The sequence below is a fragment of the Pseudomonas marincola genome, from assembly GCF_900682675.2.
GTDB lineage: Bacteria > Pseudomonadota > Gammaproteobacteria > Pseudomonadales > Pseudomonadaceae > Aquipseudomonas > Aquipseudomonas marincola.
In genome coordinates this window covers 3,635,208-3,648,392 of record NZ_LR215729.2, presented here as the reverse complement: position 1 = coordinate 3,648,392, position 13,185 = coordinate 3,635,208, and the positions used below count along the sequence as shown (strand labels likewise).

10 protein-coding genes are annotated in these 13,185 nt (G+C 58.0%); 6 read left to right on the top strand and 4 right to left on the bottom strand.

Annotation, left to right across the window (positions count from 1 at the left end):
• Positions 1-486: 486 nt before the first annotated feature.
• Together PMYSY11_RS16850 and PMYSY11_RS16845 are read right to left on the bottom strand one after the other, a co-directional pair.
• Complete coding sequence (locus PMYSY11_RS16850; RefSeq protein ID WP_150547504.1) at positions 487-2,862, bottom strand: heavy metal translocating P-type ATPase; 2,376 nt, start codon at positions 2,860-2,862, stop codon at positions 487-489.
• A 97-nt stretch (positions 2,863-2,959) separates the two neighbouring features.
• Positions 2,960-3,346: a hypothetical protein gene (locus PMYSY11_RS16845; protein WP_069899656.1), complete on the bottom strand. Its 387-nt coding sequence runs from the start codon at positions 3,344-3,346 to the stop codon at positions 2,960-2,962.
• Between the two features lie 190 nt (positions 3,347-3,536).
• Here PMYSY11_RS16845 and PMYSY11_RS16840 point away from each other — a divergent pair, with 190 nt between their 5' ends.
• Positions 3,537-3,743 (top strand): heavy-metal-associated domain-containing protein, encoded by a 207-nt coding sequence (locus PMYSY11_RS16840; RefSeq protein WP_069899655.1) that lies wholly within the window; start codon positions 3,537-3,539, stop codon positions 3,741-3,743.
• Here PMYSY11_RS16840 and PMYSY11_RS16835 read toward each other — a convergent pair.
• Positions 3,738-4,361, bottom strand: a complete 624-nt coding sequence (locus PMYSY11_RS16835; protein ID WP_069899654.1) for a TetR family transcriptional regulator — start codon at positions 4,359-4,361, stop codon at positions 3,738-3,740. The two genes, PMYSY11_RS16840 and PMYSY11_RS16835, sit on opposite strands and share 6 nt — an antisense overlap.
• Before the next feature lie 143 nt (positions 4,362-4,504).
• Between PMYSY11_RS16835 and PMYSY11_RS16830 the strand changes: the two genes are divergently transcribed.
• The 3 genes from PMYSY11_RS16830 (at position 4,505) to PMYSY11_RS16820 (ending at position 10,061) form a co-directional block, all read left to right on the top strand.
• Entirely contained in the window at positions 4,505-5,653 is a 1,149-nt protein-coding gene (locus PMYSY11_RS16830; RefSeq protein ID WP_069899653.1) for an efflux RND transporter periplasmic adaptor subunit, read from the top strand.
• 4 nt (positions 5,654-5,657) lie between these two features.
• Entirely contained in the window at positions 5,658-8,798 is a 3,141-nt protein-coding gene (locus PMYSY11_RS16825) for an efflux RND transporter permease subunit (protein WP_069899652.1), read from the top strand.
• A 75-nt stretch (positions 8,799-8,873) separates the two neighbouring features.
• Positions 8,874-10,061, top strand: a complete 1,188-nt coding sequence (locus PMYSY11_RS16820; protein ID WP_150547503.1) for a multidrug effflux MFS transporter — start codon at positions 8,874-8,876, stop codon at positions 10,059-10,061.
• 7 nt (positions 10,062-10,068) lie between these two features.
• Here the strand turns inward: PMYSY11_RS16820 and PMYSY11_RS16815 are convergent, their stop codons facing one another.
• Positions 10,069-10,242, bottom strand: coding sequence for a hypothetical protein (locus PMYSY11_RS16815; protein WP_090509100.1), 174 nt, complete (start codon positions 10,240-10,242; stop codon positions 10,069-10,071).
• A 295-nt stretch (positions 10,243-10,537) separates the two neighbouring features.
• Here PMYSY11_RS16815 and PMYSY11_RS16810 point away from each other — a divergent pair, with 295 nt between their 5' ends.
• Together PMYSY11_RS16810 and PMYSY11_RS16805 are read left to right on the top strand one after the other, a co-directional pair.
• Positions 10,538-10,927, top strand: coding sequence for a DUF2946 domain-containing protein (locus tag PMYSY11_RS16810; protein ID WP_150547502.1), 390 nt, complete (start codon positions 10,538-10,540; stop codon positions 10,925-10,927).
• A gap of 166 nt (positions 10,928-11,093) precedes the next feature.
• A complete protein-coding gene (locus tag PMYSY11_RS16805; RefSeq protein ID WP_150547501.1) occupies positions 11,094-13,139 on the top strand; it encodes a TonB-dependent receptor family protein in 2,046 nt (681 codons plus the stop codon).
• The last annotated feature ends 46 nt before the right edge of the window (positions 13,140-13,185 follow it).

Here is a 13,185-nt window from a genome sequence, read left to right as displayed (position 1 = left end):
TCCATAGTTGAAGCCAATTCGCTTCTAACTAGAGTTTTGCCCTTGCTCTTCTACCCCAAAAAGCCTTTGCTCTTCCCACATTCACTGCAATTCTGTGATCGTTCTGAGGCGTAGCGAGCGACGGGAGTGCAAGGCATAAACAGGCGAGGAAGCGGAGTTTACTGGTGTAAATGAGTATTCCGAGCCTGTTTATAACGCGGCAACCCCTAGACGCATTAGTTTTCAGCGATTTACTGACGCTGTACTGCCGTTAACCCCACCCGCTTGCACCACGTGTAACGCAGTTTCAGTCTTGCTCTTCTACCCCAAAAAGCCCTTGCTCTTCCCACATTCACTGCAATACTGTGATCGTTCTGAGGCGTAGCGAGCGACGGGAGTGCAAGGCATAAACAGGCGAGGAAGCGGAGTTTACTGGTGTAAATGAGCATTCCGAGCCTGTTTATAACGCAGCAATCCCTAAGCGCAGTAGCCTCAGAATGATCGCACTCAAGGGTGCCAGCGCTTGAGAAGCAGGGCATTGGCCACTACGCTGACGCTCGAAAACGCCATCGCCGCGCCCGCCAACATCGGATTCAGCAACCCCATCGCCGCCAGCGGTATGCCGATCAGGTTGTACACAAACGCCCAGAACAGGTTCTGCCGAATCTTGTTGTACGTCAGATGGCTGATCTCGAGCGCTGCTGGCACCAGTCGCGGGTCGCCGCGCATCAGGGTGATCCCGGCTGCATGCATGGCCACATCGGTGCCGCCGCCCATGGCGATGCCAACGTCGGCGGCGGCGAGCGCAGGGGCGTCGTTGATGCCATCGCCCACCATCGCCACGCGGCCGGTCTGGCGCAACTCGCTGACCAACTCGGCCTTCTCGCCGGGCAACACCTGCGCATGAGCATGTTCGATGCCCAGTTCGGCGGCCACGGCATTGACGCTGCCCCAGTTATCGCCGCTGATCACGTGGCTCTGAACGCCCAATTCTCTGAGTTTGCTGACGGCCTCCTGCGCGCCTTCCTTGAGCGTGTCGCCAAAGGCAAACAGGCCCAGCACCTGCGGATGCGGCGCAAGCTCCAGCAACCATGAAAGCGTTCGGCCTTGGGCTTCCCAGTCTTTGGCCTCGTTGCTGAGGTCTCCTGCTTGCAGGTGGTTGTCTTCAAGCAGGCGTTGATTGCCCAGCGCCAGTTTGCGTTCGCCGATCTGGCCGCTGATGCCGCGTCCCGGCAGGGCTTGGCTGTCACTGGCAGTTGGCAGTTCTAGCTTTCGTTCGGTGCAGGCATCGAGCACTGCCTTGGCCAGCGAATGCTCACTGCCGCGCTGCAGGGCACCAGCCATTTGCAGCAGTTGCTGTTCAGTGCCAGACGCGGCTTTGAGATCGGTGATGCGCGGGCTGCCGGAGGTCAATGTGCCGGTTTTGTCGAATGCGACCACTTTGATCTGGTGCGCTACTTCAAGCGCCTCAGCGTCCTTGATCAGAATTCCGTGGCGCGCCGCCACGCCCGTTCCGACCATGATTGCAGTCGGCGTTGCCAGCCCCAAGGCGCAGGGGCAGGCGATCACCAATACCGCGACGCAGTTGAGCAGGGCGGTGCTGAGCGTGGCGCCAAGCATCAGCCAGATGACCAACGTGGCCAGTGCAATCAACAGGACGGCGGGGACGAAAATCTGGCTGACTTTATCCACCAGTTTCTGGATCGGGGCCTTGGCGGCCTGCGCGTCTTCGACCAGTCGTATGATCTGCGCCAATACGGTTTCCGCGCCCAGCGCACGTGTCGCCACGAGCAAGCGGCCTTCGCCATTGATGGCTCCGGCTGTGACCTTATCGCCCGGCTGCTTGGCTTGAGGCAGACTTTCGCCGCTGATCAGGGCCTCGTCGGCATGGCTCTGGCCTTCAAGTACTTCACCGTCCACCGGAAAGCGCTCGCCAGGCTTTACCACAATGCTGTCGCCGAGTTGCAGTTCGCTCAGGGCCACGACTTGCTCCTGACCATCCTGCAATCTCACCGCTTGATCCGGCCGGAGTGCTTGCAGCGCCCGAATCGCAGTGGTGGTTTGGCGTTTGGCGCGGCTCTCGAAATATTTGCCGAGCAGGATCAAGCTGATCACCACCGCTGAAGATTCAAAATACAGGTGCGGGGCGGCGCCGGCGGGTGCGTTCAGCCATTGGTAAATGCTCAGGCCAAAGGCGGCGCTGGTGCCGATCGCCACCAGTTGATCCATATTCCCGGCGCCTGCACGCAGGGCACGCCAGCCGGCGCGGTAGAAGCGCGCGCCAATGATGAACTGCACAGGCGTGGCCAGGGCGAATTGCAGCCACGCCGGGAGCATCCAGTGCAAGCCGAACGGGGCAACCAGCATCGGCACCACCAGTGGCAGCGTGAGCAGCGCGGCCGCAATCAGGTGCCAGCGCTCGGTTTTCAGGCGGCGTTCGGCGTCGGATACCTGATGGTCTTCGGCGTCGATTACGCGCGCCTCATAACCACCAGCCTTGACGGCCGCAACCAGGCTCTCGGTGGTTATGCCCTGAGTGACCTGCACCGTCGCCTGCTCGTTGGCCAGATTGACACTGGCGTGCACAACGCCCGGCACTTTATTCAAGGCGCGTTCGACGCGGCCCACACAACTGGCGCACGTCATGCCGCTGATAGCCAGTTCAATTCGCTCGCTGGGTACGCTGTAGCCTGCCGCTTCGATGCTGGAAAGCAGTTTCTCCAGGCTGTCAGCGGGTGCTTCGATGCGGGCATGCTCTGTCGCAAGATTAACCGTGGCACTGTGCACTTCGGGCAATTGGCGCAGGGCGCGCTCAACCCGGCCAGCGCAACTGGCGCAGGTCATGCCGCTAATGGGGAGATCAAACGTGTTGGGGGCGGCCATTTCTCAGTCTCCTTGAAGAGTTGCCCCTAGGATCAACCTTGCCACATTGGTAAGGTCAAGGCCTTTCTGTGTCCCAGTCCCTCAACACCATGGATGCTCAGCGATTGGCGTGCAGCAAATGCAGGCCACCGTTGCTGACGGCAATGTTGTAGCGTTGGATATCGCCGGCGCGTAATTGCAGGCGCTGGCTGTCGCGCAGGTCGACTCCGGATTTGCATTCGCCACTGCCGACAGGCTGCAGGCGCACGGCGATTTCGCCTGGCGGCAAGTTGAACGAGATCGACTGGCCCTGAAACAGTCGGCCGGCGAGTTGGTCATGCAGGTACACGCCGATTTCGCATTGGGTATTCACTTGCAGGCGTTCACGCGAGACCACCAGTATGGCAAAGCCTCCGGCCTGAGCTTGCGATGAGTGCAGGGTTTGCGCCTGCGTCATGGTGGCTGCAAACGCAGTGGTCAATGCCAATAGCCAAGCGAGGCGCATCGGCGGTCTCCTTTAAAAGGCGAGATGAATCCCTAGCATAGCGGCTGGCACTGCGCTTGTGTTGTGCACTTTCGGTGCGCAGGTGTGTGTAAGGGTGCATGATGAGGTGCTTGACCTTAACCCCGTGGCAAGGTCGAAAGTAGCGTTTCGGTCTGCGTTGCAGGCATTACACACCAGTGGAGAACCAATCATGCAGATATTCATTGTGGCGGGTATGACGTGCGCGCATTGTGTTCAGGGCATCACTCGGGCGCTTGAAAAGCTCGATCCGGCCGCTCAGGTTACCGTCGATTTGCAGGCCGGCAAGGTTCTGGTCGAAAGCGAGTTGCCGGCAGAGAAGCTGGGGGAGGCCATAGAGGGCGAGGGTTACACGCTGGTTGCGAGCGAAGCGCTATAGGTTCGGTTGCTGCACCAGCCCTGCAATAAACGAGTCAATGATTATTCGGCCATGCTTGAGCGGGTCGAATAATTCAGGGTCGCGCAGCCAGTCAGAAAACAATCCAACGATCATCGCGTGCAATGCGCGTGCAGCCAGTGCCGGGGTCATTTCCGGGCGCAGTCGCTGGCGGATGTCGGGTTGGCAGAATTGTTGCTCAACCAGATTGATGAAATCGTTGATAAAGCTTTCGTGGCGTATTTCTGCGTCGCGTAGCTCGTCGGTGAACTCACAGCGATGCAGCAGAATAGTGAAAATCCGGCGTTTTTGTGGTTCGAGTACCAAGCCCTCAAGCGCTTCGATGCACAGGTTTGCCAAGGTTTGCAGGGCGTCTTCCCCGGGATTGCCGTTGAAGCGTTCTGTCATTTGTTCGAGGGGCAGGCGAACCTGGCTGAGTAACGCGTGAAACAATTGGGCTTTATTTTCGAAATGCCAATACACCGCGCCACGAGTTACTCCGGCTTCTCGCGCAATTTGTTCTAGGCTTGTGTGAGCAACGCCGCGCTCCAGAAATAGTTCTTCTGCAGCCGCTAAAATGGCCAGGCGGGTTTTCTCAGCGTCTTCTTTGGTTCTACGCATGGCGGTATCGGCTTGATTTAACGGCTCTGTTTTGGAACAGAGTGTAATAAAAATTGCCTGGTTATTCTATTTACAAACATACCTGTATGTAACTAGGATCGTCGGCCTGTTTTTTTGTGCTGTACGATGTCTCGGAGACACCTATGTCCTTTGCTCGCCATTTCCCTGCATTTCTGGGATTTTTTGCTCTAAGCACACTGTTTAATGCCGCTCACGCCGAAGATGCGCCGCCAGCGCCAGAAGTAACGGTCGAAACAGTGCAGCCGGCAGCGTTCCCGTTACTGCTCGAATATCCGGCACGTACTGCAGGTTTTCGCGAAATCCAGTTGCGCGCTCAGGTAAGTGGCATTCTGCAGGAGCGCACCTATCTGGAAGGTAGCCAGGTGACTAAGGGCCAGGTGATGTTCCGCATCGACCCGCGCACTTATGAGGCCGCATTAGCGCGTGCCAAAGGTGCTCTGGCGCAGGAACAGGCGCGTTATCGTCAGACCGAGCGCGACCTTAAGCGTATTCGCGAATTGCAGAAAAAGGGCTATGCCAGCGAGAGCGAGCTGGACAATGCCGTCTCCAACTTCGAGCAAAGCAAGGCGAACATTCAGGCCGCCAGAGCAGAAGTGCAGTCCAAGCAGATTGATCTGGAATACACCACGGTCAAGGCGCCTATCTCCGGGATTACCAGCAAAGAAACCGTTTCTGAAGGCAGCCTGATGGTAGCCGGTGACCCGAACGCCAGCTTGCTGACCAAGATTACTCAGCTTGATCCGATCTACGTCAACTTCGCCGCGCCCGACAGCGATGTGAAAAAGGTCCGCAGTGGCCTGGCCAATGGTTCGTTGGTGCTTGAAGACAAAGAGCTGCGCGTTGGTATCGCCTACGGCGACGGTTCAACGTATCCGCTGGAAGGCAAGGTCAACTTCACCGACAGCCTGATCGACCGCGGCACTGGCAGCGTAAGTACCCGTGCTGTTGTGCCTAACCCGGATCAAAGCTTGCTGCCGGGCCAGTTCGTACGCGTTCAGCTCAAGGGCATTTCCCTGCCAGACGCGCTGACTGTTCCGGAGCGCGCCGTTTCCCAGGGCCCTAAAGGCACCTTCCTGTATGTGGTTGATGACAAGGGCGTTGCCCGTACTCGTCAGATCAAAACGGGCCGCACCGCGAATGGTCGCTGGGTGATTGAGTCCGGCATCAGTGCCGGCGATAAAGTGATTGTTGAGGGCCTGTCAAAGGTTCGTCCTGATGCTCCCGTAAAAGTCGGTTCGGCGCCTGCCACCGATAAAAAAGCTGAGGAGTAATTAGGTGATCTCTCGCTTCTTTATTGAAAGGCCGGTGTTCTCATCGGTCATCTCGGTGGTAATCGTGCTCGCCGGCCTTATGGCAATGCGCGCGTTGCCAGTTGCGCAGTATCCACAGATTCTTCCGCCTCAGGTATCGGTGACCGCTACCTACTCGGGGGCGAGTGCCCAGGTGATTGCTGAAACCGTTGCGGCGCCGTTGGAACAAGAGATCAACGGCGTTGAAGGGATGATTTATCAGCAGTCGAACTCGGGTGGTAACACCATGCGTTTGGCGGTGTACTTCGATGTCGGGCGTGATCCGGATCAGGCCACCATCGACGTTAACAACCGGGTGCAGGCCGCACTGGCCAAGCTGCCGGAAGAGGTGCGTCGTCAGGGGGTAAACGTTGAGAAGAAGTCTTCGGACATTCTCCAGGTTGTCACCCTGTTCTCGCCGGATGACTCACGCGATCCGGTGTTTATCAGTAACTACGCGCTGATCAACGTTATCGACGAATTGAAGCGTCTGCCGGGCGTGGGTGACGTCACCCAGTTTGGCTCGCAAGACTACTCGATGCGTATCTGGCTGAGCCCCGACAAACTGGCGCAGTACAACCTGACGCCAACGGATGTGGTCAACGCCATTCGTGAGCAGAACTCGCAGTTTGCCGCCGGTAGTTTTGGTCAGCAGCCGCTCAAGCAGAAGCTCGACTTCACCTACACCGTGACCACTCAGGGCCGTTTTACTGACCCTGAAGAGTTCGAAAATATCATCCTGCGTTCTGATGAGACTGGCGCCAGCCTGCGCCTGAAGGACGTTGCCCGGATTGAGCTGGGCGCACAGGATTACTCGCTGGTGACCTCGCTCAATGGCCAGCAGAACGCCGCCTTCGGTGTGTATCTGCAACCAGGCGCGAACGCACTGGACACCGCTGAGGCGGTCAACAAGACCATGGAACGTCTGGCGACCAAGTTCCCGGACGGTATGGAATACAAGATTCCATACGACACCACCACGTTTGTAAAAGTATCGATTGAAGAAGTTATCCACACCTTCGTTGAAGCGCTGGTGCTGGTGGTTCTGGTGGTGTTCATCTTCCTGCAGAACTGGCGCGCCACACTGATTCCGGTGCTGGCGATTCCTGTGTCGCTGATCGGTACCTTTGCCGGCATGTATGCGCTGGGCTTCTCGATCAACCTGCTGACGCTGTTCGGTCTGGTACTGGCAATCGGTATCGTGGTGGACGATGCGATTGTGGTGATCGAGAACGTCGAGCGGGTCATGGCGACGGACAAGATCGGGCCGAAAGAGGCCACCATCAAGGCGATGGAAGAGGTGACGGGCCCTATCGTCGCCATCGTGCTGGTGCTCTGTGCGGTATTTATTCCGGTTGGCTTCCTCGGGGGGCTAGCAGGACAAATGTATAAACAGTTTGCGATTACCATTGCCGTTTCGGTGGTGATCTCGGGCATCGTCGCACTCACACTGAGCCCGGCACTTTGCGCCTTGCTGCTCAAGCCCGGCCATCACGAACCGGCGGCACCGTTCCGTTGGTTCAACCGGGCTTTCGACAAGCTCACCAATGGCTATACCGCCGGTGTTCGCTTCTTCCTCAAGCGCTCGCTGATGGGCCTGGTGCTGTTTGGCGGCATGATTGCGCTGATGGTGGTGTTGTTTGGCCGGGTGCCAAGCTCGCTGGTGCCAGATGAAGACCAAGGCTATGTACTCAACGCCTACTTCCTGCCGGCCGCCGCCTCGCTGACGCGCACCGAGAAACTGACCGGCGATGTGACGCAGCAGTTAATGGACCGCCCAGAAGTTAAAGACGTGGTGACCTTTGCCGGTTTCGACGTACTGACCATGGGTACGCGCAGTAACGCCGGCGTGTCGTTCATCACCCTCAATGACTGGAAGGAGCGTGATACGCCAGAGCTGGACGCACGTAACCTGATCTATGACTACATGGGCATGGGCGCGAGCCAGAAGGATGGCGTGGTTGCCACGTTCAACCCGCCGCCGATTACCGGCATGAGCACCACCGGTGGTTTCGAGGGTTACATTCAGGATCGCTCCGGCGGGACCACTGAACAGTTGGCTGCCAAGGCGAACGAGCTGATCGCCGAGGCGAAGAAGCGTCCAGAACTTGCAGGTATTCAGACCACCTTCAACGCCAACGTACCGCAGTACTACATCGACCTGGATCGCACCAAGGCCCGTTCTCTGGGCGTGTCGATCAGTGATGTGTTCACCGCGATGCAGTCAACGTTCGGCAGCTACTACGTCAACGACTTCAGCCTGTATGGCCGTACCTGGCAGGTGAGCCTGCAAGCTGAGTCCGAGTTCCGCCGCAAGCCGGAAGACTTGTCGCAGGTGTACGTGCGTTCATCGACCACCGGTGAGCTGGTGTCGTTGGCGACTCTGGTAAGTGTCGAGCGTATTCTCGGGCCGGATACCTATGCACGTTTCAACGTGTATCCGTCGGCGAAGATTCTCGGCGGGCCAGCGCCGGGCTACAGTTCGGGCCAAGCCCTGCAAGCTGTGCAGGAAGTGGCAGACAAGGTGCTGGGCGCGGAATACACCATCGGTTGGACCGGTTCGGCGTATCAGGAACTGGCGACTCAGGGTTCGGGTAGCCTGGCGTTCATCTTCGGCATCATCATGGTGTTCCTGATTCTGGCCGCCCAGTACGAGCGCTGGACATTGCCGTTGGCGGTGGTCACGGCCGTACCGTTCGCGGTATTCGGGGCCATTCTGGCAGTGTGGCTGCGTGGCATCGAGAACGATGTCTACTTCCAGGTCGGCTTGGTGACATTGATCGGTCTGGCGGCGAAGAACGCGATTCTGATTGTCGAGTTTGCGGTGATGCTGCGCCGTGAAGGCAAGAGCATTTTCGAGTCGGCACTGGAGGCTGCACGTCTGCGTTTCCGGCCGATTGTGATGACCTCGCTGGCGTTCATCCTGGGTGTTGTGCCGCTGGCTATCAGCAGTGGTGCAGGTTCAGCCAGTCGTCACTCGATTGGTACCGGGGTCATCGGCGGGATGCTCGCAGCCACTTTGCTGGCGACTTTCCTGATTCCCATGTTCTTTATGTTGGTTGAGTCGTGGGGCGATAAAATCGGCAAGCGAAAAGCAGACAAACCAGCAGTCGATCACATAGAGTGATTGCCCGGTAAACCAACGCCGCCTTAATTCAAGGCGGCGTTGTCGTTTTTAAGAAACCCTTTTACGAGCCACCCCATGAACCTGCGAACACTGCTGATCCTTGGCGCTTTAAGTGCATTCGGGCCATTGGCAATCGACTTCTACCTGCCAAGTTTTCCGGCGATAGCAGCGGCTTTCTCAACCGATATCGAGCACGTGCAAGTGTCGCTGGCGGTGTACTTCATCGGCCTGGCTATCGGCCAATTGCTCTATGGACCATTGGCCGACCGCTTTGGCCGGCGCAAGCCACTGCTGGTCGGGATAACCCTGTTCACGTTGGGCTCGCTGGCCTGCGCGATGGCGCCAAGCCTTGAATGGTTGATTGCTGCGCGCTTTATTCAGGCCTTGGGTGGCTGCGCTGGCATGGTGATTTCGCGGGCCGTGGTGCGCGACCTGTGCGACCCGATTGCCTCGGCCAAGGTGTTTTCGCAGTTGATGCTGGTCATGGGGCTGGCGCCGATTCTGGCACCGATACTGGGCGGCGCGATGCTGGCGACACTTGGCTGGCAGTCGATCTTTTTCTGCCTGTGCGCATTCAGCGTGCTCAGTGGTCTGGCGGTGGCGCGCTGGCTGCCGGAAACCTTGGCAGCCGACGCCAAGCCCGCTCCGCTGAGCGGCGCTATAGGCAATTACCTGCACTTGTTAAAAGACCTGCCGTTTATGGGCTATGCGCTGACGGGCGGCTTGTCCATTGCGGGCATGTTCGCCTACATCGCCGGCTCGCCGTTCGTGTTCATCGATCTGTACGACATTCCGCCCGAGCATTACGGCTGGGTTTTCGGGATTAACGCGGGCGGCTTTATTCTGGTCGCGCAACTTAACTCCTGGCTGTTGGCCAAGCGTAATCCGAGTTACTGGGTGCGCAGAGTCGTGCTGTTCTATCTGGCGTGTGGCGCTGCCTTGCTTGCTGTTGCCAGTTCGGCGCCCGCCGCGTTGTGGCCGATTCTGTTGCCGCTGTTTGGCTGCATATCCTGCCTGGGGATTCTTCTACCCAACTCCACGGCCAGCGCCATGGCCGGGCAGGGCAGCCATGCGGGGAGTGCTTCGGCGTTGTTGGGGAGTCTGCAATTTGGCATTGCCGCCAGTGCGGCGGCAATGGTGGGTGTGCTGCATGATGGCACAGCGATGCCGATGGCAACGGTGATCTGCGGGTGCGGGCTTTTGGCTGCGCTGTGTTCGCGCTTTACCCGCTGGGCAGAACTGCGTGCGGGGCACCCGGTTTGAGCGGGATTTACCCCGCGATTTTCTGCTCCGGCAGCCAGTGAGGAGCGCGCACGCGTGCTTCAAGCGTGGTTACGAACTGGCGGGCCTCGGCTTCGCTGCGAAAGGGAATCGCTTGCTGGTCTACAAAGACTTGCCAGCAGGAGCTTTCAGGTTTCTTCTCGGTACGGATAGCGATATTCATGTTGAGCACCTCCTGAGTTCGGTTGAGCCAGTGTAGTCAGGCACTGTGAACTTTCACTGACATTCATCAGGCAATCGTCGGTTGGTTAGCGCCATTGGCAACAAGCGCGAACTTGGCGAGAACTCACGGTTATATCGCAGGCCCCAGCGGCAAAGCGCATGGCTCTGGAGCAATCTACAAACTTTTCGCATGTGGCAATCTTGAAAATGCCGAGCTAGCATTGCTCTGTGAGTGCGACAAACTGCCTCAAGACCTTTGCTTGCTCTCCAACCTCTGAGTGTTAAAGTCCCGCGTCATGAAAATTGCCCGCTCTGATCGAGTTCTACTGGCCTGGATGCTGTACATCAGCGTGCTGTTCAGTGCGCTCGCCTGCAGTATCGGGCACGGTCAGATGACCGGCCTGCAGCTCAGTGGAATAGACGGAGCGTACTGCTCAACCAGCGGCAATTCTGGCTCTGGTTTCGATCTGCAAGGCTCAGGCACTCCGCTGATCAATCCCGCTGGCGGCTTTGGTTGCTCCATGTGTTCAACCTTTGTCGGCTTGGCGCTCGCCGCCTTCTTCGGTGTACTTGGGCTGTTTGCCAGCAGTCGCCAGCCCGTGCTGAAACCACCTCTGCTATTTGGCAAAGCTGTCCGCTATTTATGGCCCTCGGCCAATCCCCGCGCCTCCCCGCTATTCGCATGATCCATCGCTGCAATGGATGCCGGCAACGCTGCGCCATTGCGAATAGACCATAAAAATTATCCAGATTGACTGCGTTCAGAGCTTCGCGCTCTGGCGTGCAGTGTCTGAGCTTTTCGCAACATTGTCCGGCTGACTGGCCGGCTCTTTGCGGGATGGGGAGTTACACATGCAAAGAATTAAAAAGAGTCTCTGGGGCGCCTGTGCCTTGGGCGTATGCCAGGTGGTGAGCGCCGTTGATGAACCTGTCGAGTTGGCGGATGAGACGGTCAAAGGGCAATGGCAGTCTGATCCAACGGCCGCAACACTCACTGAAAAGCGCGAAGAGTTTTCCAAGGTGCCGGGCGGCGCCTCGGTGATTGATGCACAAACCTATAAGACGGGTCGCAGCAGCACCTTCCAGGATGCACTCGGCTTGGCCACCGGGGTCTTTGTGCAGCCGCGCTTCGGCTCGGATGAGGCGCGTTTATCGATTCGCGGTTCTGGTCTGCAGCGCACCTTTCATGGCCGTGGATTGCTGTTGATGCAGGATGGCGCGCCGGTCAATCTCGCGGACGGCAGCTTTGATTTTCAGACCATTGAGCCACTTGCAGTCAGCCGGGTCGAGGTCTTGCGTGGGGCCAATGCGTGGCGCTACGGCGCGGCTAATCTCGGCGGCGCGGTGAATTTTGTGACCCCCACGGGTAAAACAGCAGCCCCGGTAGACCTGCGCTATGAGGGCGGTAGTTTTGGCTATCACCGGTTGTACGGTGCATTTGCGCAAGACTTTGGTGATTGGGATGGCGTTGTCAGCTTGTCGGACTCGGCGCAGGACGGCTACCGCGATCACTCCGATCAGGACAACCAGCGGGTATTTGCCAATATCGGCGGGCGTATCAATGACCGTATTGCCACGCGTTTCTACCTGACTCATGTCGAGTCCGACTCCGAACTACCGGGAAGTTTGACTCAGGCCCAACTCAGAGACGACCCCGAACAGGCTTCAGCCAGCAGTTTATCAGGCGATCAAAAACGCGATCTGAACCTGGACCGGATTGGCAACATCTCAACCCTGCAACTCGATGATGGCCATGCGTTGCAGCTGTCGACCTTCTACAGCGAGAAATCGCTGTGGCACCCGATTTTTCAGGTGCTGGATGTCGACAGTGAAGACTATGGCATACGTCTTACGCACACCTGGAGCAATCAGGACGGTTGGCGCTGGCTGGGCGGTGTGGAGGCCAGTGAAGGCAGGAGCGATGATACGCGCTCAATCAATATGTCCGGCCATGCCGGGCGCAAAGTTAATGAGTTGCAACAGAGCGCAAACAACTTCAATGCCTTTGCCGAGCTGGAAATGCCTGTGGCCAAGGACTGGGCTGTTATTGGCGGCCTCGCGTGGTTGCATCAGGAACGCGACGTAGACGACCGCTTGCAGTGCAATGCCTTTGTCAGCGGCTTCTGTTTGGCTCAGGACGAGTCATTCAACAAAACCTACATCGGCCGTACCGCGCGCCTTGGCGTTCGTCATGACTATGCGGAAGGCGTGCAGTTCTTTGCCAACTTCAGCCAGAGTTTCGAGCCGCCAACGTTCAGCGAATTGACGGGCGGGCAGGTGGTTACCGATAACGATGCACAGCGCGCCAATACCTTCGAGCTGGGGATGCGCTGGCAGCGTGACAATCTGGATCTTGATCTGGTGGCGTACCGCAGTGAAATTCGTGACGAACTGCTATCGTTGAACGATGCCAATGGCGATCCGCTGGGCACCGTCAATGCTGACCGGACCATCCATCAGGGGCTCGAGTTCGGCGCGGCGATCAGCTTGGCTCAGGTGACATTTCGCGGGCAGTACCTGCTTAATGATTTCCACTTCGATGACGATGATGTCTACGGCGACAATCAGCTCGCGGGCATGCCCAAGCAGTACCTCAAAGGGGAAGCGCTGTGGCAGCAGTCCGGTTGGTACGCCGGGCCTACATTCGAGTGGGCACCTACCCATTACAACGTCGACCAGGCAGAAACTCTCTATGCCGATGGTTATTTCATCTGGGGTTTGAAAGCCGGATACCAAATGCCCGAAGGCATTGGCTTTTTTGTTGAGGGACGCAATCTGTCCGACAAAACCTACGTGGCGACTACTGGCGTGATTGCGGATGCCCAGGGCCAGGACAGTGCTCAGTTTTTACCAGGCGATGGCCGCAGTGTCTTCGCCGGTCTGGAGTGGCGGTTATGAGCCATGATCAACGCAATCTTGCAGTTGCTAACAACACACACCACCC

Coding starts and splice junctions, on each gene's coding strand:
- PMYSY11_RS16850 (WP_150547504.1), bottom strand. CDS start 2,862: ATGGCCGCCCCCAACACGTTTGATCTCCCCATTAGCGGCATGACCTGC.
- PMYSY11_RS16845 (WP_069899656.1), bottom strand. CDS start 3,346: ATGCGCCTCGCTTGGCTATTGGCATTGACCACTGCGTTTGCAGCCACC.
- PMYSY11_RS16840 (WP_069899655.1), top strand. CDS start 3,537: ATGCAGATATTCATTGTGGCGGGTATGACGTGCGCGCATTGTGTTCAG.
- PMYSY11_RS16835 (WP_069899654.1), bottom strand. CDS start 4,361: ATGCGTAGAACCAAAGAAGACGCTGAGAAAACCCGCCTGGCCATTTTA.
- PMYSY11_RS16830 (WP_069899653.1), top strand. CDS start 4,505: ATGTCCTTTGCTCGCCATTTCCCTGCATTTCTGGGATTTTTTGCTCTA.
- PMYSY11_RS16820 (WP_150547503.1), top strand. CDS start 8,874: ATGAACCTGCGAACACTGCTGATCCTTGGCGCTTTAAGTGCATTCGGG.
- PMYSY11_RS16815 (WP_090509100.1), bottom strand. CDS start 10,242: ATGAATATCGCTATCCGTACCGAGAAGAAACCTGAAAGCTCCTGCTGG.
- PMYSY11_RS16810 (WP_150547502.1), top strand. CDS start 10,538: ATGAAAATTGCCCGCTCTGATCGAGTTCTACTGGCCTGGATGCTGTAC.
- PMYSY11_RS16805 (WP_150547501.1), top strand. CDS start 11,094: ATGCAAAGAATTAAAAAGAGTCTCTGGGGCGCCTGTGCCTTGGGCGTA.